The organism is Klebsiella sp. K5-306 (genome assembly GCF_051835185.1).
Lineage (GTDB): Bacteria > Pseudomonadota > Gammaproteobacteria > Enterobacterales > Enterobacteriaceae > Klebsiella > Klebsiella oxytoca.
Genome location: NZ_JAIFJY010000001.1, coordinates 55,761 through 74,419 on the forward strand (window position 1 = coordinate 55,761; position 18,659 = coordinate 74,419).

At 48.6% G+C, this 18,659-nt stretch carries 17 protein-coding genes and 3 tRNA genes; 13 read left to right on the forward strand and 7 right to left on the reverse strand.

Features of this window, described 5'->3' with window-relative positions; all coding sequences use genetic code 11:
• Positions 1–11 precede the first annotated feature (11 nt).
• From K2184_RS00270 to K2184_RS00285, 4 genes are all read right to left on the reverse strand, one after another.
• A complete protein-coding gene (locus tag K2184_RS00270) occupies positions 12–695 on the reverse strand; it encodes a fimbria/pilus periplasmic chaperone (protein ID WP_172438011.1) in 684 nt (227 codons plus the stop codon).
• Positions 696–771: 76 nt separating this feature from the next.
• Positions 772–1,311 (reverse strand): fimbrial protein, encoded by a 540-nt coding sequence (locus K2184_RS00275; protein WP_023321258.1) that lies wholly within the window; start codon positions 1,309–1,311, stop codon positions 772–774.
• 72 nt (positions 1,312–1,383) lie between these two features.
• Entirely contained in the window at positions 1,384–1,926 is a 543-nt protein-coding gene (fimA, locus tag K2184_RS00280; protein WP_004103576.1) for a type 1 fimbrial major subunit FimA, read from the reverse strand.
• Between the two features lie 39 nt (positions 1,927–1,965).
• Complete coding sequence (locus tag K2184_RS00285) at positions 1,966–2,466, reverse strand: helix-turn-helix transcriptional regulator (RefSeq protein ID WP_016808355.1); 501 nt, start codon at positions 2,464–2,466, stop codon at positions 1,966–1,968.
• Positions 2,467–3,266: 800 nt separating this feature from the next.
• Here K2184_RS00285 and K2184_RS00290 point away from each other — a divergent pair.
• Together K2184_RS00290 and K2184_RS00295 are read left to right on the forward strand one after the other, a co-directional pair.
• On the forward strand, positions 3,267–4,088 hold the full coding sequence (locus K2184_RS00290; protein WP_049128321.1) for a winged helix-turn-helix domain-containing protein: 822 nt from the start codon (positions 3,267–3,269) through the stop codon (positions 4,086–4,088).
• Complete coding sequence (locus K2184_RS00295) at positions 4,072–4,557, forward strand: hypothetical protein (protein WP_004103572.1); 486 nt, start codon at positions 4,072–4,074, stop codon at positions 4,555–4,557. The genes K2184_RS00290 and K2184_RS00295 overlap by 17 nt, the downstream gene beginning before the upstream one ends.
• Before the next feature lie 156 nt (positions 4,558–4,713).
• On the opposite strand, the gene K2184_RS00300 is transcribed toward K2184_RS00295, so the two are convergent.
• Positions 4,714–4,789, reverse strand: a tRNA-Asn gene (locus K2184_RS00300).
• A 330-nt stretch (positions 4,790–5,119) separates the two neighbouring features.
• Here K2184_RS00300 and nac point away from each other — a divergent pair.
• From nac to ldtA, 3 genes are all read left to right on the forward strand, one after another.
• Positions 5,120–6,037 carry a nitrogen assimilation transcriptional regulator NAC gene (gene nac / locus K2184_RS00305; protein ID WP_004113879.1) on the forward strand — a complete coding sequence of 306 codons (918 nt, stop codon included), beginning with the start codon at positions 5,120–5,122 and terminating at the stop codon, positions 6,035–6,037.
• Between the two features lie 106 nt (positions 6,038–6,143).
• On the forward strand, positions 6,144–7,094 hold the full coding sequence (gene cbl / locus K2184_RS00310) for an HTH-type transcriptional regulator Cbl (RefSeq protein WP_016808354.1): 951 nt from the start codon (positions 6,144–6,146) through the stop codon (positions 7,092–7,094).
• A 78-nt stretch (positions 7,095–7,172) separates the two neighbouring features.
• Positions 7,173–8,096 carry a L,D-transpeptidase gene (gene ldtA, locus K2184_RS00315; protein WP_004103567.1) on the forward strand — a complete coding sequence of 308 codons (924 nt, stop codon included), beginning with the start codon at positions 7,173–7,175 and terminating at the stop codon, positions 8,094–8,096.
• 117 nt (positions 8,097–8,213) lie between these two features.
• On the opposite strand, the gene K2184_RS00320 is transcribed toward ldtA, so the two are convergent.
• Positions 8,214–8,822, reverse strand: coding sequence for a glutathione S-transferase family protein (locus K2184_RS00320; RefSeq protein WP_004103565.1), 609 nt, complete (start codon positions 8,820–8,822; stop codon positions 8,214–8,216).
• Between the two features lie 176 nt (positions 8,823–8,998).
• Here K2184_RS00320 and K2184_RS00325 point away from each other — a divergent pair, with 176 nt between their 5' ends.
• The 5 genes from K2184_RS00325 (at position 8,999) to K2184_RS00345 (ending at position 15,229) form a co-directional block, all read left to right on the forward strand.
• Positions 8,999–9,904 carry a LysR substrate-binding domain-containing protein gene (locus K2184_RS00325; protein ID WP_163525806.1) on the forward strand — a complete coding sequence of 302 codons (906 nt, stop codon included), beginning with the start codon at positions 8,999–9,001 and terminating at the stop codon, positions 9,902–9,904.
• A gap of 414 nt (positions 9,905–10,318) precedes the next feature.
• Entirely contained in the window at positions 10,319–11,551 is a 1,233-nt protein-coding gene (locus K2184_RS00330; protein ID WP_163525805.1) for a multidrug effflux MFS transporter, read from the forward strand.
• Positions 11,552–11,555: 4 nt separating this feature from the next.
• Positions 11,556–13,817, forward strand: a complete 2,262-nt coding sequence (locus K2184_RS00335) for an ATP-binding cassette domain-containing protein (RefSeq protein WP_163525804.1) — start codon at positions 11,556–11,558, stop codon at positions 13,815–13,817.
• Between the two features lie 407 nt (positions 13,818–14,224).
• Positions 14,225–14,617: a nuclear transport factor 2 family protein gene (locus tag K2184_RS00340; protein WP_163525803.1), complete on the forward strand. Its 393-nt coding sequence runs from the start codon at positions 14,225–14,227 to the stop codon at positions 14,615–14,617.
• 114 nt (positions 14,618–14,731) lie between these two features.
• Entirely contained in the window at positions 14,732–15,229 is a 498-nt protein-coding gene (locus K2184_RS00345) for a MarR family winged helix-turn-helix transcriptional regulator (protein ID WP_004103545.1), read from the forward strand.
• Between the two features lie 908 nt (positions 15,230–16,137).
• Here the strand turns inward: K2184_RS00345 and K2184_RS00350 are convergent.
• Positions 16,138–16,213 (reverse strand) — tRNA-Asn (locus K2184_RS00350).
• Positions 16,214–16,219: 6 nt separating this feature from the next.
• Here K2184_RS00350 and K2184_RS00355 point away from each other — a divergent pair.
• From K2184_RS00355 to K2184_RS00365, 3 genes are all read left to right on the forward strand, one after another.
• A complete protein-coding gene (locus tag K2184_RS00355) occupies positions 16,220–16,399 on the forward strand; it encodes a DUF5951 family protein (RefSeq protein ID WP_219620557.1) in 180 nt (59 codons plus the stop codon).
• A gap of 8 nt (positions 16,400–16,407) precedes the next feature.
• Positions 16,408–17,859: an EmmdR/YeeO family multidrug/toxin efflux MATE transporter gene (locus K2184_RS00360; protein WP_142472275.1), complete on the forward strand. Its 1,452-nt coding sequence runs from the start codon at positions 16,408–16,410 to the stop codon at positions 17,857–17,859.
• 129 nt (positions 17,860–17,988) lie between these two features.
• Positions 17,989–18,064, forward strand: a tRNA-Asn gene (locus tag K2184_RS00365).
• Positions 18,065–18,659: the final 595 nt, after the last annotated feature.

Sequence of the window (18,659 nt, forward strand, 5' to 3'; positions counted from 1 at the left end):
TCTCCCGTCAGTTATTGGGTAGCGCCCTGCATCCGCGGAGTCAGCGCGCCGTAGTCGTTAATCGTCCGGTATGTAATCTCGCGACCCGCATCGGCGGGTAAGCTGACGCTGGCTTCACCCATCGGCGGAACCAGCGCATTTTTCAGCACCCGGGTACCGGCGTTGAGTTCGGTGACCGTCAGGTAGTAGGGAGTGGGGTTGATCAGCGTAAGCGTGCCTGCGCCGCGACGGAACTTCAGCTTTTCGGCAGCCTGATCCGGCGGCAGCGCCAGCTTTGCCGGGCGGTAATAGAGCTTGATGCGGCTGATGATCGCCAGCTGTAGCGTGTTTTCGCTGAGCTTTGATTTATCCATCGACGGGATCGCTTTGACGTTCATCCAGAACAGCGTTTCCCGATCCTGCGGCAGCTGGTTGTTGGTGGCATCAATGATGCGCAGGGTATTCTCTTTTTTTCCCTGCATGGCGAACAGCGGCGGGGTGATGACAAAGCGGCCGTCCTTCGCGCCGTCGGCATTCTCCACCCATGACTGAATCAAATAAGTGCTCTTTTCGTCGTTGTTGGTGACCGCCAGCTGAACCTGCTTTTGCCCGGCAGGATAGATGACGCGGGTCGCTCCCAGCGCCACGCCGGCCTGGGCCTGAGCGCTAAAACCGCTGGTGGCGAGCAGTAATAGAGCCGCCAGTAAACCGCGCATCCCGCGCCGGGTAGCCAGTGTGTATTTCATGCTTATCTCTTTCTTTTTCAAAATTATTTCCTGTTACCGGCGCTGTTTACTGGTAGGTCAGGGAGAACCATGCCTGAGCGTTGGCCGCTCCCCCGGTCACCTGATTCCCGGTGGCTCGATATTTAGCGACAAAATGCAGGGTGGTCGGGCCGGTGTGCAGCGGCGACCAGCTTCCTGGCGGCGCATTGAGCGGGATCTGGCTGCCGGTTTTATCAAACAGAGCAACGCCCACGCCGGTCGCTATCCCCGGTCCTTCGCCCACCGAGAGCACGTCCGGGTTTTTACCATCGGCAACGCCGTAAAACGCCACGCCAACGCGCTGGCTGATGGCGGTGCTGCACTCCTGCAGGTGGATATCGAAGGGGACGGGGTTAGTGTCTTCCCCGGCCGAATGAAACCGATTGCTGCTGATTTGTCCCATATTGACCGTCATCTGGCGGTCACCCGCTTCAACGCGGCACGACTCGGCAATAACTATCCCCTGAAAGCGCATGTTTCCGCCGGGCAGCATAACGTTCCACTGGTTACCGGCCAGCGCCAGCGGCGGGAGCAGGAATATCAACAGACCTGACTTCATTCTTTGCATCGTTATTACCCTCAGTCTTTTTCGGATAACGGGCCTTCCTGGCCCGACGTGCTTCCCTGCCTGATGAAGAAATTACTCGTACTGCACTTTAAAGGTGGCGTCCGCGTTAGCGGTACCGGCAGTCGCGACGCCTGTTGCAAAGTAGCGTGCCTGGAATGGGATGACGTTGGTACCATTGCTAAGCGTGGTTTGTGCGCCGAAAGACGCGCCATCCAGCGCCAGCGGGGTGCCGGTACGGTCAAGGATCTGTACGCCGACGTTAGTCGCGCCGCCTGCGGCAGAACCCTGCAGGGCCAGTACCGTTGGGTTTGTACTGTTAATCGCGGTGCCAGCAAAAGCGATCGCGGCCTTCTCGGAAACGGTGATATCGCAATCATTCAGTTGGATGTTGAAGCCAACAGGAGAGCTGGTGCTACCCGCGGTGGCAAGTTTCGCTGAGCGCACCTGGCCTAACTGCACGGTTTGATCGAGAGAACCGGCATCAACTGCGCAGGCCGCATTAACCACTTCCCCTTTAAAATGCACCGTACCGCCGTTCACCGTAACGGTATCGGCCAGAGCCGCAGCAGAACTCAGGGACAATGCTGAAATAACGATAAGTGCTAATTTGTTCATGGTAAAACTCCTGTTTATGAATAATCCTGAAGCTATGCTTCACTTGAAAAGACATTTATTGTTGAAAAATAATTTTTGAAACGTAATCCTGTTTTTACAGCCTAATTTATTCATCAGGTTGCGGCGATGCGTATAAATAGTCTTAAGTTTCACGCCAAACTCTTCTGCGATCTCCTGGTTGCTTTCCCCTCTGCTTAACATGCTTAACATCTGCTTTTCACGCAGACTTAGCCGGAATTTAGTATGGTAATTTCCTGAGGTCTCTTTCTTTAAAAAGAAATTCAGGATACTTCGGGTATTACTTTTCTTATCAAGTACGGTTATTTTTTCAAATAGTTCGGACTTATAAAAAGCCAGGTCGCTGGATGCAAAGGCGACAATGTTCTTATTCGAGAAGTAAATCCACTCCGAACCCGTAAGATCGTTGGAGTCGAGATCTATAATCAAAAAGAAATTGTCAATAAATTCTTCTCCAAGCAGTTCAATCAGGCCCAGAGTAAAATATTTATCCTTAGATAAAATATTAGTTGATAGAGTCATATCTGAACGCGATCTCATCCTTGGGTTGACCTTTAACTCAACGTTAATAAAACCATTCAGCGAATTAAGAGTAATCTAACATTGCCCACCTCAATGAGGCATGTGGTCGATGCTCTAAAAGAGATAAAGGCTGTAGGTATAGGTTTTCTGTGTTTTATTATTCGGGTTTTTGCTGTTTTTTTGGTGTTTAATTTTATGTGTTGCATACAAAATAGATTTTTATAAATTAAAAATGATAGGGTGTACTTATCGTTAAACCATGAACAATAGTCACACTCTTTGTATTGGAATTTTCTTAGGGAATATTCCTTGAGTAAACGCGATGATTTTTATCTTTAGCGTATCCGGTTTTTTTTAATTACTGAAAATATCCCGACAAGAGACTCGGGAAGTGACCACTCCCGCTAAATTCAGAACGTTAATCATGAGGGTGATAATATCATCGTAGATAATTTCATACGTCATGAAATTAATTACGCGGAGTTATCATTCCATTAGCCTTTAAATTTCTCTTTTCTACACCTCCGGAGCATTTTCAGCTCAGATTTCACGAAACCCCACTCACTCGATACGGTTATTTCTGCGTTCAGTTAATACTGATAAGCCAGGCGCGTCGCTGGTTTCGATGAGAGCTATAGTACCATTGTGATTTATTTTAGTTATATGTATTCTGTTTTATCGATTTTTAGGAGCTATAATTTAATTTACAAGTAAAATACCGTTATATACAGCATAAAATGCTATGTGTGCAGATGTTTTGCGGACGGTGTGCGGCTGAGGATAATTTGTAAGGCTAGTTTATGATGTACAAAATTCAAGGGACGATCTATTTCAGAAGTGATGACGGCCTGATGTGGCTGGATGAGGATGCATCCGTCACGCTAACAGCAACCACCGGTCGCCTGCTTAAGTTCCTTTTAGACCACAGAGAGCATGTGATTTACAGGAATGAGATACTTGAAAAAGTCTGGGACGCACATGGGCTGCGGACGTCCAGTCATAGCCTCAATAAGTATATTTCAGATCTGAGAGCCGTTTTCAGAAACCTGGGCTGCACCGAGGAGATTATCGTTACCGTTCCGCGGGTGGGTTTTATGATATCTGCAGCCATTGTTATTGAAAGAATGGATTATCCTGCTCTCGCGGTAAATGACGAAAGCGAAGGAGAAGGGGCGGTTGTCGGTCGGGGCATCGGTTCAAATGAGGAGAGCGAGACATATTCTGCGGGGAGGGTTAAAAAGGCCCGCTATGCACTACTTGCGCTGTGCGCGTTAGTCATGCTTTTTCTGAGCATTCAAGGCGAACTGTATCGCCCACTCTTTGCCGCAGACGAGGATGAAATCTATTCTCTGGGGAGCGTCGATTCATGCCCGGTCAGAACTTTTAACGTAATACCTCAAGAGCAGAAGCCAAAGATGATGGCCCTGGCTCAGAAGCTTATTAAGAAACAAGGAATGCTGTGCTCAGGCAATAGCGTTTTTTACTTTAATGTATCAGAATCTGTATTAAAAGCCTCTGAAGCAAGAGTATTTTTAGCCCACTGCATTAACTCAAAAGTTAAGAAAGATGATTGGTATTCATGTGAAAATTATTACAGGCCAGATTATGAAATACCAGGATAAAATCAGGACCAAAAGCATTTACATACTCTTTCTGGTGTTGGTGATAGGGTTGATTTTTCTCTGGCTGGTAGGGCATCTTTATCGCAAAGACGACTTTGATTGCTCAGCCAACCTGAGAATTGAATCAACTTCATTTGCCTTTGATGCAAAATTTAAAACCTTCTTGCTTATGCGGGAAAATAATACCGGCTATTTTGATGTATCCGGGAAGGTGCTAGTCGATGACGTGAAGTACAACGTCGAAAGGGCGTACCATTTCAACTATGAAAAGAAAGCGAATAATATTTATCACCTAACCAATACCACAGTCTCTAAGAGAAAGGCCGACACCATGATCGAGGGTATGATGCAAAAAGTCTTTTTTAGTCCCGATCCGGATTCAGGACGCTATATCAAGATACAAAGAATGAAAAACGCCTGGATCGTTCAAAGTCTGTATTCCCCTTCGTTTATCTGTGTAACCAATTGAAGATAAAGGTTTTTAGATCATGGTGTTGTTGCCAGGGGAGTGACGCTCTCCTCGTATGCGATCCGCGCTAAGGCGCTTTTATATTAAAGAAGGCCGTTTCTCTGTCAGATATCTCAGAAAGCAAAAAGCCTGCTTCAAAAGCAGGCTTCTTAAATCTGGCTCCTCTGACTGGACTCGAACCAGTGACATACGGATTAACAGTCCGCCGTTCTACCGACTGAACTACAGAGGAATCGTGTGAACGGGGCGCATATTAACGATGCCCTTCCGCCTTGTCAAAGGGTGAATCGGCTAAGGTCGTTTGTTTGCTGACAATTTCAACAGAGTGCCCGTTTTTTCTGCATCATGCCGCGTCGTGCACCGTTGCAGTGCATTTATACCCCTAATGGGGCATACCGCAATCCGCTGACCGGGCAAAAAAATCGCGCTTTGCTATCACTATCCCTTATTACGCGGCTTACAGCGGCGTTTAGCTCTCCGGCCAAAAGCTGGCAAGCAAATTGCAAAACCTTCTGCATCTAAACGGCCAGTGTTGGTACTGGTGTTCCTTACAGGAGGCAAAATGAACTTAAGACGACTGAAGTATTTCGTAAAAATCGTCGATATCGGCAGTCTGACCCAGGCCGCTGAAGTCTTGCACATCGCACAACCGGCGCTGAGCCAGCAGGTTGCGACCCTGGAAGGCGAGCTGGACCAGCAGTTGTTGATTCGCACCAAACGCGGCGTCACGCCGACCGAAGCGGGCAAGATCTTGTATACCCACGCCCGTACTATTCTGCGCCAGTGCGAGCAGGCGCAGCTGGCGGTAAATAATGTCGGTCAAACGCTAAGTGGCCAGGTATCGATTGGCCTGGCGCCTGGCACGGCGGCTTCGGCCATCACTATGCCGCTGCTGCAAACGGTGCGTAACGAGCTGCCGGAAGTGATGGTCTATCTCCAGGAAAGTAGCGGAACCCTCCTCAACGATAAGCTTATCGACGGTCAGCTGGATATGGCCGTACTTTATGAACGTTCCCCGGTTGCCGGGATCATCAGCCAGCCGCTGCTAAAAGAAGATCTCTACCTGGTCGGTACCCGGGATTGTCCGGGGCAGAGCGTGGATCTGACGGCGGTCGCGGAGATGAATCTGTTCTTGCCGCGCGATTACAGCGCCGTTCGCGCAAGGGTGACCGAAGCCTTCACCCTGCGTCGCTTATCGGCCAAAATTATCGGTGAAATTGAATCCATTACCACCCTGACGGCAGCCATTGCCAGCGGCATGGGCGTCACCGTTCTGCCGGAGTCCGCCGCCCGTTCGTTGTGCAGCGCGGCCAACGGCTGGATGGCGCGCATCAGCACGCCGTCAATGAGCCTGTCGCTGTCGCTCAATATGTCGGCTCGCGGCAGTCTGTCGCCTCAGGCGCAGGCGGTGAAGGAGATCCTGATGTCGCTGGTGAGTCGCCCGTCGCTGGAGAATCGTGAATTACAGTTAGTCAGTTGAGCTATATTCCTGAATGGAATAAGTTGCTGGTTTTTATTATTTGTTAGCAAGGACAACAGACTTTAACAATAGAGCATATGTTATGTCTGATAGCCCGGAGGAAAGGGTGAACTTCCAGCAGCTCAAAATTATTCGTGAAGCGGCCCGTCAGGATTACAACCTGACGGAAGTCGCCAATATGCTCTATACATCGCAGTCGGGCGTTAGCCGCCATATTCGTGAACTGGAAGAAGAGCTGGGGATCGAGATTTTTATCCGCCGCGGCAAACGTCTGCTGGGGATGACCGAGCCGGGCAAAGCGTTGCTGTCGATTGCCGAGCGTATCCTCAATGAAGCCAGCAACGTTCGTCGTCTGGCGGACCTGTTTACCAACGATGCCTCCGGCGTCTTAACCATCGCCACTACGCATACCCAGGCGCGCTATAGTCTGCCGCCGGTGATTAAAGCCTTCCGTGAACTCTTTTCTGATGTCCGTCTTGAACTGGTGCAGGGAACGCCGCAGGAAATTGAAACGCTGCTGCATAACGGCGGCGCGGATATTGGTATCGCCAGCGAGCGTCTGAGCAACGATCCGACGCTGGTGGCTTTTCCCTGGTTCCGCTGGCACCACAGTCTGCTGGTTCCTAAAGATCATCCGCTGACCCAGGTGACGCCGTTGACCCTCGAGGCGATTGCCCGTTGGCCGCTCATCACCTATCGCCAGGGCATAACCGGCCGTTCACGCATCGATGAAGCCTTTAACCGTAAAGGGTTGATGCCGGATATCGTATTGAGCGCACAGGACTCAGACGTCATCAAAACCTACGTTGAGCTGGGGCTGGGCGTGGGGCTGGTGGCGGAACAGTCGGGAGATGAGCGGGAGTCTGATACCTTTACGCGTCTTGATACCCGCCATCTGTTCGATGCCAATACCGTCTGGCTGGGCCTGAAGCGCGGACAGCTGCAGCGAAATTACGTCTGGCGTTTTATTGAACTCTGTAATGCAGGCCTGTCGCTGGAGGAGATTAAACGCCAGGCGATGGAGCCGGAAGAGGCGGCGATCGATTATCAAATTTAGCAGGATGATAAATCAGATATGACATAGCAAACGAAGCTATAATTCATTCACGATAATCGCCACAGAGGAAGGGAAATTGTGCGGCGCGTGAAACTGCTTTGTTCTTTTATTATGCTTCTCACCAGCCAGAGCGCTCTGGCGGTGAGCTACCCGCTGCCGCCGGAAGGAAGCCGTCTGGTAGGCAGCCCGTTGACCATCACGATTCCGCAGAACAATACCCAGCCGCTTGAGGCCTTTGCCGCTCAGTACGGCCAGGGCCTGAGCAATATGCTGGAGGCCAACCCGGGCGTCGATGTGTTCCTGCCGAAATCGGGCACCACGCTGGTGGTGCCGCAGCAGCTTATCCTGCCCGCCACGGTTCGCAACGGCATTGTGATCAACGTTGCTGAAATGCGCCTTTACTACTATCCGCCTGAAGGCACAACGGTCGAGGTTCTGCCGATTGGTATTGGCCAGGCAGGGCGCGAAACCCCGCGTAACTGGGTGACCGCCGTTGAGCGTAAGCAGGAGGCGCCAACCTGGACGCCAACCGCCAATACTCGCCGGGAATATGCCAGCCGGGGCGAAAGTCTGCCGGCATTTGTGCCGGCCGGGCCGGATAACCCGATGGGACTGTACGCCATTTATATCGGCAGGCTGTACGCCATTCATGGCACCAACGCCAATTTCGGCATTGGCCTGCGGGTGAGCCAGGGCTGCATTCGCTTGCGCAATGACGACATCAAGTACCTGTTTGATACCGTTCCGGTAGGCACGCGGGTGCAGATTATCGATCAGCCGGTGAAATATACCGCCGAGCCGGACGGTAGCCGCTGGGTTGAAGTTCATGAGCCGCTGTCGCGAAACCGCGCGGAGTATGAATCGGACCGCAAGGTACCGCTTCCCGTCACGCCGGCGATGCAGGCTTTTGTGAAGGGCGAGGGCGTTGATGTGAATCGCGCCGGGCAAGCGCTTGAACGCCGCTCCGGTATGCCGGTGGAGATTGGCCGTTCAGCGTTGTAAGCCGGCAGCGGCTGGTCGCCTTTTCCTGCAAACTCGCAGCAACAGAACGCGCCCGTGGTTTTCGGGCGCCATCGGTTGTCGTGAATAGCGCTCTTTATTATTCCGCTTTAACTCATCTCAGCGATAGGGATGTTTTTTAAACGCAGCATGATTTTCAAATAATTCGGCAAGCGACTGAATGTGACGAAACTCTTGCGCATCAACAATATCGGGGATCCTGGCCTGAATAAAGGTCCAGATAACCGTACTTGTCACGGCAACCTGATCGGGGTCCGTAGCAATCGGACGATCTTCCAGTAGCGTATTCCATTCCCTGCAGGCCGCTAGCAGTTGACGGGTAATGCGCTCTATCCACGGATGATGCTGCTTTTCCGTCGGGCGAAGATGATGTTCATACACATTTTGCACCGCCTTCTCACCCGCGGCGAGCATAAAGCCCAGTACCTGCAGGTCTCTTGCCAGCGCATCCGCAGCGATCGGCAGGAGTTTTCGCTCCCTGGCAGCCTGTGCTTCGAAATAGTCCAGTATCAGCGATGAATCCATCAGACGTATTCCGTTATCCAGCACCAACGTCGGCGCTTTGACCGCAGGGTTGATCTGCGAAAACGCGTCAAAGCTGCTGAATACCGACAGCGGATGGCTTTCAAACTCGACGCCGTAAAGTTCAAGAGAAATCGCCACGCGCCTTACATAAGGCGAGTCCATCATGCCAATAAGCTTATTCATGATTCCTGTTTTCCTGTGCTGGTGAAATATGCTGGGGTTAACGCTTCGTTACTGACGATGAAAAGACAGTACAGTAAATTCATTCAGGCGAATATCTTCAGTATCTTACGGGTTAGGTTAGTATTACTGACAGGTTATGGGTCACCTTTTAAGCGTCACGGTGAGGGAGTAGTAACATGGCGGATTTTCCCCCGATTGCGAGTTTACGTAGTTTTGAAGCCGTGGCTCGTCTTGGCAGCGTTACGCTGGCGGCGAAAGAACTACACGTTACGCACTCAGCTATCAGTCAGCAGATTAAAGTGCTGGAGGAGAGGGTCGGCTTAAAGCTGTTTATTCGTCACGGTCGCGGCCTGCAGATTAATGAAGAGGGACGACTCTACGCCTTGCAGGTACGCGAGGCCCTGAACCATATCGCGGACGCCACCCGACTGGTGCAGGTAAAGCCCCGCAGACAGGAGCTGACGATAGCGGTGGTACCCTCTTTTGGAGGCCACTGGCTTTTGCCTCGTCTTGAGCGTTTTCGGGCGAAATACCCTCAAATCACGCTGCGAATACAGGCAAACCTGGCGGTCACTCATCTGCAGCAGGAAAGGGCAGATTTGGCCATCCGCATGGGAAAAGGGGACTGGGAAGGCACGGAGAGTCATTATCTTTTCTCCGATGAGCTTATCGTTGTGGCTGCTCCATCTTATAACGGCGGTGAGCTACCCCGTACGCCGTCAGAGATAGCGCAGAGCAAGATTATCTTTTCCATGGAATCGTGGAAAACCTGGTGTATCAAGGCAGGGCTTGAAAGAGAGATTGTGCCCGGCGGGCTATGCATAAACGACTCAAATCTGGTGCTGGAGGCCGTCCGGCTCGGTAAAGGTGTTGCGCTGGAACGCCGCTCTTTAGTCCAGGATGCTATTGCCCGAGGAGAGCTGGAACAGCTTACCTCTTTCACCGCGCCTTATCCGTGGCCTTATTGGCTGGTCTCATCGCAAGTTGCAGAAAAGAAAAACGAAGCTGTGCTTTTTAAGGACTGGCTTAGTGAGGAGGTTGTCGCCTGGCGTCAGCAAACGGCAAAGGGAGAAGAGAGATAAGAGACGTTTTTTGGTAAACAGTGAAGGTGAGTGTTTTTCTGACGGCTCCCGGACCATTATTCCGCCTAAGTGAGCATTCATCTTCAGCGCTACCCTTCCGGATGTATGACACTCCAGGACCTCGGTCATTATGAACTATGTCATGGTTATCTGTTCCTCGCTCAAGAGCACTCCTGATAACGAAAAAAGTTATTGATATCGCGACTTTCAATAATTTACATCTGAGTGAGTGTAGCATGCATTATATGTCTTTTTGGTAATTAAATTTGAAAACAGACAAACATCATTTGTTTATCTTGTTGTTTTTTATCGATTTAAGTTTTCAATCTATGCATTTTGATTTCTTTTTTGCAATTACTTTTGCTGGTGGTATAGTTATTACAGACCACAGATGGTAAAAGGACTACGCTCATCATGCGACCGAAAGAAGTTCAGGCATCGGCAGTCAGTACGATGTTCAGAGATGAAAGTAGAGGTTTGCTTTCCAGTAAAGTCGTTATTGTTCTCGGTTTACTTAGCGCCGTTGCTGCATTATCCACTGATATGTACTTGCCTTTATTTCCAGCTATCGCCAGCGATCTGCATACGACGCCTGACAAAGTTCAGCTTAGCATCACCGCTTTTATGGTGGGCTTAGGTATTGGGCAGCTGTTTATTGGACCATTATCCGATCATTACGGCAGACGTAAATTATTGCTGGGCGGGATGGCCCTATTAACCATCGCTTCATTAGCTGGCGCTATATCTACGAACATTCAGCTGCTCATTGTTACACGGTTCTTTCAGGGACTGGGAGGAGCTGCTGGTATCGTTCTTTCCCGAGCAATTATTTCTGATCTGTGCCCGGGGACTAAAGCCGCTCGATATTTTAATCTGGTGCTAGCGATACAGGGGATCGCCCCTGTTATTGCACCATTACTTGGAGGAGTGGCTGCATGGTTTATCTGGCCGGTAGTTTTTGTTTTTATGGCTACAATATCATTAGTTTCCACTCTGCTCAGTAGTCATTTTATTAGCGAAACCTTACCCCGTCATCAGCGATTACCTTTCAATCTGAATGAGTTTATCAGTCAGTTTATCGAGTTGCTAAGCAATAAGAAATATATTAGTTATACTCTAATTTTTTCAATCCAGTTTGGGGCGCTATTTGCTTATATATCAGCATCACCATTTATCTATCAATCGACGTTCGATTTATCCTCAGGAAAGTTCGCTGTAATATTCTCTATCAACGCCGGAGCCATGATGTTTGGTAGTATAGTCAGCGCTCGCTATGTTATGAAATTTGGTGAAGATAACCTCATAACCATGGGGGTGATAAGCACGCTGGTGATATCTATATTGCTTTGTATCGTTGACAATATTTCTCATTTCCAGTTTGAGATCGCGGCGGTACTACTGTTAATGATGATGTTTACTATGGCTTTGACATTTGGCAATGCCGCGAGTATGGCCATGGCGGCATCCTCTCACTTAAAGGGAACGGGTTCTGCTATTTTAGGGGCTTTTCAGTTTGGTATCGCTGCGATAACCCCGTCACTGCTTGGATTTGGAGACCCGTTGTCACTACTGCCGATGTCGCTGATTATCGCGGGATGTTGTTTAATTGCCATCATGGCATTGTTATTGACAGGTAAAAAAGGATAGTGTGATGAAAACCCATGACGCTATAAAAATCATTGGTGCAAGGCAAAATAATTTGCAAGATATTGATGTAGAGGTCCCTAAAAATAAAATAGCAATTTTTACCGGTGTTTCCGGATCGGGAAAAAGTTCTTTAGTATTCGGAACTATAGCGGCGGAATCTCAGCGACAGTTAAATGACACGTTTCCACCTTTTATTCGCCATCGCTTACCACATTATGGTAATCCTGAAGTCGATGAAATTGAAAACCTGTCGGTGGCCATTATTATTGACCAAAAACGTATTGGTGGCAACGCACGTTCGACGGTGGGCACCGCATCAGATATTTATACCCTGCTACGGCTACTCTTTTCTCGTGTCGGCGAACCTTTCGTAGGTTATTCGAATGTTTTTTCATTCAATCATCCTGCGGGGATGTGTGCGACATGCGACGGGTTGGGCATTGCCAGTACTATTGATATCAACCATCTGATTGATTCAAATCTGTCGTTAAATGAAGGTGCTATTCGTTATCCTTCTTTTGCGCCAGGCTCATGGCGTTGGAAACGTTATGTTTATTCAGGACTTTTTGATGCCGATAAAAAAATCGCGGATTATTCAAAAGAGGAGCGAGAATTATTACTTTATGCGGATAATCTCACTCCTGAAGCGCCGTTAGCCGGTTGGCCTAAGAGTGCAAAGTTTGAAGGCGTCATTACGCGCTTTACGCGAAGTTATTTAAAACAAGAAACTAAAGATACTAAAACTGAGGAATTTCAGCGCGTCGTTAGTTTGCAGGTTTGCCCTTCTTGTCAGGGTATGAGGCTTAACGAGGAAATACTTTCCTGCCGGATTAGAGGGAAAAATATTGGCGAATGCGCAACGCTGCCTGTCACAGAGTTAAAGCTGTTTGTAGAAAAGCTCGATTACCCTGAAGTCAGGCCGCTGATCGAAGCATTGCTGGAAAGGTTGGATGCCATGTGTGCAGTAGGCTTGGGATATCTGGATTTGAACCGTACGACCCCTAGCTTATCGGGCGGTGAATCCCAGCGGTTGAAAATGGTCCGACATCTGGGAAGTAGTCTGACCGGGATCGTTTATATAATTGATGAACCCAGTACCGGCCTGCATCCAGCAGATATAGTGAAATTGAATGTTTTAATTGGAAAACTACGCGACAAAGGCAATACCATTCTGATGGTGGAGCACGACCCGGACATGATAGCGATAGCCGAGCATATTATTGATTTAGGGCCAGGAGCGGGTAAGCAAGGCGGGAATATTGTCTTTGAGGGCGACCTGTCGGCACTTAAGCAATCCCAAACCTTGACGGGTCGATATTTCTCTTCACGGGCAGAGATAAATAAGAAACCGAGATGTGCCAAGGGTTATATATCGGTAAGAAACGCCACATTGCATAATCTGCATAACTTATCGGTAGACGTGCCTTTAAGCGTTATGGTCGCTGTGACGGGAGTTGCCGGATCGGGCAAAAGTTCATTCGTTATGGGGGCCCTGGCGCCACAATGTCCGGAGGCGATCGTTATCGATCAAAAACCGATACATACCTCAATTCGATCGCATATTGCTTCCTGGTGCGGTGCATTTGATACGATCCGTTCGCTGTTTGCCGAAAAAAACCAGGTGTCAGCGTCGTGGTTTAGCGCTAATGCCAAAGGGGCCTGTCCGGAATGTAATGGGCTAGGGGTAATACAAACCGATCTGGCATTTATGGATACGGTTACGTTGCCATGTGAGGCCTGCCAGGGGCAGCGCTATAACCCACAAGCGCTGAAATATCGTTATCAGGGAAAAAATATTGCTGAGGTATTATCCCTGTCGATTAATGATGCCGGCGAATTTTTCCTGAATGAGCCACAGCTCAGGCCAATTTTTCGTAGCCTGGTCGAAGTCGGGTTGGGATATTTACGCTTGGGTGAATCGTTAAATCATCTTTCAGGCGGTGAATGCCAGCGGCTGAAGTTAGCGTCACAATTAAATCATGATAGTGACATGTATATTTTCGATGAGCCAACCACGGGTCTTCATCCCAGTGATGTGGCCTCGCTGTTGAAACTATTTAACCGACTGGTAGCGCGCGGAAACACCGTCATTATTATTGAACATAATATGGAGTTGATCGCTCAGGCTGACTGGATTATTGATATTGGACCTTATGCCGGGCAAGCAGGGGGGAAATTATTGTTTAGCGGTACACCCGAATCGATGCTGGCCTGTCGCCATTCATTAACCGCAGAGTGGTTGCGCAAACATTGCCGGATGGAGTGAGAAATGGTGGTCGGGACAGCCAGTAGAGACTGGCAATAATGTGATGCATGCCCATTATTATACTGATGTATTGTCCCGTTAATCTTATTCGTCTAAAGGCCAGTGGTAATCGCGATCCAGCCAGCCATCCAGGTCATAATCCATCATACATTGTTCGGCGAAACCTTTATATTCTTGTACCTGCCCCGACATCTGTGCGGCGAGTCATTCATCTCTTTAAAGAGAATTTGTTGGATACTGGCGATAACGCCTATGGTAATCCAGAGACGACTAAGCGTATTACACAACTGGGCTTGCGCTTTCCTGAACTGTCGGAGGAGACTTTCAAACGTATGATTGTTTATTTCCAGCGGCAGAAAGAAATTGTCTAGCAAACCGTTTATCAATTTCATCAAGAGGATAATACAATGGTTCCAGCACTATTTGATAAATATATTTCGGCAGTGATGGAGAAGTCATCGGATAAGCTGGCATCCCTTTTCTCTGTTAATGGACGTTTGTCGTTGCCTTTCCGTCGCAATAGAGAGGTGATTGTTGGCCGTGAAAATATTCGCTTACACTATGCTAATGGCTTTGGCGTTGCGCCCTTACGCTTTAACTCTATAGAGGATGAACGATTCCACTATACGAATAATCCCGATGTCGTCATTGTTGAATATAAACTACATGGGAATACTCTGCCAGATGGGAAACAGTTCTCTTTGTTATATGTTAATGTGATTGAAATAAATGATGGCAAGATAACTGAATTAATAGATTATGAGGATGTTTTGAACAGAGAATATATCTTTCAGGATTAACAGGATGATTCTTATGTTATCAATGGGGGCGAAGGTTAGGATAACTTTTCCTTCCTTAAAGGGTTATGGTAAAATGGTAAGCTTAACTTATTGTATACGGCATCAGGAGAATGTATGGAAATGAATAAAAAAGTGGCTAGTGGTTCCGAGCGCGAAATATCATTGAATCGTCAATTTGAAGATGCCTTAGGGAATTTGCAATGCGTACTTGTTGCACGTCGATCGCTGATTAATCCTGATGGTATTAACTGGCCGCAATACGATACGTTGTATATTTTACGTCAGTTCCAGCCGATGACTCCAAGCGCAATTGGTGAAAAGCTCGGATTTGCGCGTAGTAAAATGTCCAAGATCCTGCGGATGTTGAAAGATAAGCACTTTGTTGAGCAGGAGTCGGCAGAAAGCGACAAGCGAGAAATGCTGACGAGGATTACGGAAAAGGGTATTGAATTCCTGAATTCTGCAGAGTCCAGCAGGCGCATAATGGCTGAGCAGGTGGCATCCTGTATGTCGCAGGGAGAGATTGCTATTTTCGCTGAGCTTTGTACAAGGGCTGCCAATATATTACACGAGAATATTAAAGGTAAACTCGAAGATACCAGTGAAAATTAATAAAGTTTATGGTGATGAAGCGTTAAACGGAGCGCTGGCGTGGTATTCTCTTTGCCGAATATGGAATCGAATATATGGCATTGGAATTTTGCTAAAATGTTGCTATGCGACGATGGTGAAAGTGGACCCGATACTCCGATACTAAGAAAAGATTTTACCGCAGATGGTAAAAAAATGCTGATTCGTATCGTTAATATTTTGTTTGCTAAAACCTTGTCTCATTGCAACGTGCGTTGATGTGCCCGAAACAGGCTTGAGCGGATAGTTTTCTGTCAATATAAAATCAAAGCTGTCTGGCATACTGGCGATAATGGGAGCAGGCCATTGCTCGGATCATGGCCGCAGTTTTTATTTTTCACATAATAGCCTTCAATCGTATCCTCTCGTTTAGCGTATTCTCGCACTACGTCTGGTGAGGACAGGAGTTTTGGCGAATACCTGTAGCAGATATTTCTTTACTTTCAATATATCGATGAATAAATGTGAAAGTAGCAGGTATGCAACTGGTGCATTTTGTTCTCTTCCATCATTGCCCCCGCAAAACAGACAGCCGAGTAAATGATTACCCCTGCTGATAATGATCGATTCAGCTCTTGCGTACAGAGAAATGATCCCGCTACCGGGTGCATCTGAGGTGCTCAAGCACGGAACGGCCACTCGATGCAGATCTGCCGTCAGGATTAACCAGAAGATAACGTTCGTGCTATGTGAAAATCTTCGCAGGCTTCAGGCTGACAATTGGCGTGTTGTTAAGGGAGAAGTGGGACATGCTATGCGCAACAAAGATAGTGCCCGCATTTCCCGGCACGGAGGAGAAAAAACCAGAAATGCACCGGGATGTGTTCCCATGCTAGCCTGTTGAATCAATATCTGAAAAAGATTCGCAAGGATAGCTGAAAACAAGAATTTGGCTCCTCTGACTGGACTCGAACCAGTGACATACGGATTAACAGTCCGCCGTTCTACCGACTGAACTACAGAGGAATCGTTGTGGAGTCGTATCTTAGCGGCGAAAAAACTTTTGTCAAACATCAATTCGCCTTCCGCCGCGCAACTGGCGCATCCATCAACAAATTGTTGTTATTAGCGACAATCTATCGGGAAAAATGCTTTGCAGGATTAGCTTTTCTCTATCATCATTTGAAATGTAGTTTCAACTTTTCTCACTAAGGTCTCCCTTGAACGTCACCTCCGCATTACGCCAGTCCGTCGAACGCACGTCCTGGTTTAAAAAACGCAAGACCTATCGCGTCCTCTACTGGCGTGAAATCAGTCCACTTGCGGTCCCGATTTTGCTGGAAAACGCCTGCGTGTTGCTGATGGGCGTGCTGAGTACTTTTTTGGTCAGCTGGCTCGGTAAAGAAGCGATGGCGGGCGTTGGCCTGGCCGATAGCTTCAACATGGTGATCATGTCTTTTTTTGCCGCCATCGATCTCGGTACGACCGTGGTGGTAGCCTTCAGTCTGGGCAAGCGTGACCGGCGGCGGGCAAGGGCGGCAGCGCGACAGTCGCTGGCGATAATGACCCTGTTCTCGATTATTCTCGCGGCGGTTATCCATGCTTTTGGCGCGGAAATTATTAATTTTGTCGCCGGAGATGCGACAGAAGAAGTGAAAGGCCTGGCGCTGACCTATCTTGAGCTAACGGTATTGAGCTATCCGGCAGCGGCAATCGCCCTGATCGGCAGCGGTGCGCTGCGCGGAGCCGGAACCACTAAAATTCCGCTGTTGATCAACGGCGGGATGAATATTCTGAATATCATTATCAGCAGCATCCTGATTTACGGCATTTTTTCGTGGCCCGGCATGGGGTTTGTCGGCGCGGGTCTGGGATTAACCATCGCCCGCTATATTGGCGCGGTGGCTACTATCTGGGTATTAATGATCGGCTTTAACCCGGCGCTGCGCATTTCGCTGAAGAGCTACTTTAAGCCGTTCAACTTCGCCATTATCTGGGAAGTGATGGGCATTGGTATTCCCGCCAGCATTGAATCGGTTTTGTTCAACGGCGGCAAGCTGCTGACTCAGATGTTCGTTGCTGGGATGGGGACAAACGTGATTGCCGGCAACTTTATCGCCTTCTCCGTGGCTGCGCTGATTAACCTGCCCGGGAACGCCCTGGGTTCCGCATCGACAATTATTACCGGCAGGCGTCTCGGAAAAGGGCAGATCGGCCAGGCTGAACGTCAGGCGTGGCACGTCTTCTGGCTATCGACGATCGTATTGACGCTGATCGCCTGGGGAACCGCGCCGTTTGCCGGCCTGATCGCTTCGTTCTATACCAGCGAAGAGGATGTCAAGGTGGTGGTGAAAGAGCTGCTGTGGCTCAACGCCTTCTTTATGCCGATTTGGGCGATGGCCTGGACGTTGCCGTGCGCCTTTAAAGGCGCACGTGACGTGCGCTACACCATGTGGGTATCCATGCTCGGCATGTGGGGCTGTCGCGTCGTGGCGGGCTACACGCTGGGGATTGTGCTGGGTATGGGGGTGATTGGCGTCTGGTTGGGGATGGTGCTTGACTGGGCGGTGCGCGGCGTTTTGTTTTACTGTCGAATGGTCAGCGGGCGGTGGCTGTGGAAATATCCGCGTACCAAAGCGCAGGCAGAGGAGAATCAGGCGCAGCCTGAATAGGCGAGTGATAAGCGGATAAACGCTACTTTTTGCGCAAAGTGGAGGATTTTTCGGCAAACGATTTGAAATGTGCAAACAGCCTTTGACAAGATCGGGCGTCATCGATAATATGCGCCTCGTTCAAACGATTCCTCTGTAGTTCAGTCGGTAGAACGGCGGACTGTTAATCCGTATGTCACTGGTTCGAGTCCAGTCAGAGGAGCCAAATTTAAGAAGCCCGCTTAAGGAAACTTAAGCGGGCTTTTTGCTTTCTCTTGCATAGTCACGATTGTGGCAACGCCAGGGCCTTGCCTTCGAACACGGTTTTAAAACCAGGATACCACAAGGGAAACGAGCCCGATCGCGACCGTCCAGAAAAATATAGTTGCTATTAAAATAAACAGGCGGATATTCCCTATGGTTAATTTCATAAAACTGTCTTCCATACTTTTACGAAAATAGTACATTGCTGATGGCGACCGATAAGCTTATCCATGATTGCATATTGGCGACATGTGCAATTTTATCTGTTGTGGTTGAGTAACAAGATATTTGTTGTAAGTAACCTGACGTTATTAAATGATGATTCGATAGCAGAGTAGCGGCCATAGATAACTCTTTGATTATTTTGATCTCTCTCGAGCGCTGCCTGTTCTGTATGGCAGTTTTGTTACACATAAATTTTTTTAATTAATTTAAGGGGTTATGAGACGTAATTCAAGTGTTACCCAGTCTGCTATTGTGCGTTTTATGACCATGCGGCAATTGATATAGATATGTTAATGGAATATTTACTTTTATAATCGGCGAGGCAGTTTTTA

Coding starts and splice junctions, on each gene's coding strand:
- K2184_RS00270 (WP_172438011.1), bottom strand. CDS start 695: ATGCGCGGTTTACTGGCGGCTCTATTACTGCTCGCCACCAGCGGTTTT.
- K2184_RS00275 (WP_023321258.1), bottom strand. CDS start 1,311: ATGCAAAGAATGAAGTCAGGTCTGTTGATATTCCTGCTCCCGCCGCTG.
- fimA (WP_004103576.1), bottom strand. CDS start 1,926: ATGAACAAATTAGCACTTATCGTTATTTCAGCATTGTCCCTGAGTTCT.
- K2184_RS00285 (WP_016808355.1), bottom strand. CDS start 2,466: ATGACTCTATCAACTAATATTTTATCTAAGGATAAATATTTTACTCTG.
- K2184_RS00290 (WP_049128321.1), top strand. CDS start 3,267: ATGATGTACAAAATTCAAGGGACGATCTATTTCAGAAGTGATGACGGC.
- K2184_RS00295 (WP_004103572.1), top strand. CDS start 4,072: ATGAAATACCAGGATAAAATCAGGACCAAAAGCATTTACATACTCTTT.
- nac (WP_004113879.1), top strand. CDS start 5,120: ATGAACTTAAGACGACTGAAGTATTTCGTAAAAATCGTCGATATCGGC.
- K2184_RS00320 (WP_004103565.1), bottom strand. CDS start 8,822: ATGAATAAGCTTATTGGCATGATGGACTCGCCTTATGTAAGGCGCGTG.
- K2184_RS00325 (WP_163525806.1), top strand. CDS start 8,999: ATGGCGGATTTTCCCCCGATTGCGAGTTTACGTAGTTTTGAAGCCGTG.
- K2184_RS00330 (WP_163525805.1), top strand. CDS start 10,319: ATGCGACCGAAAGAAGTTCAGGCATCGGCAGTCAGTACGATGTTCAGA.
- K2184_RS00335 (WP_163525804.1), top strand. CDS start 11,556: ATGAAAACCCATGACGCTATAAAAATCATTGGTGCAAGGCAAAATAAT.
- K2184_RS00340 (WP_163525803.1), top strand. CDS start 14,225: ATGGTTCCAGCACTATTTGATAAATATATTTCGGCAGTGATGGAGAAG.
- K2184_RS00345 (WP_004103545.1), top strand. CDS start 14,732: ATGGAAATGAATAAAAAAGTGGCTAGTGGTTCCGAGCGCGAAATATCA.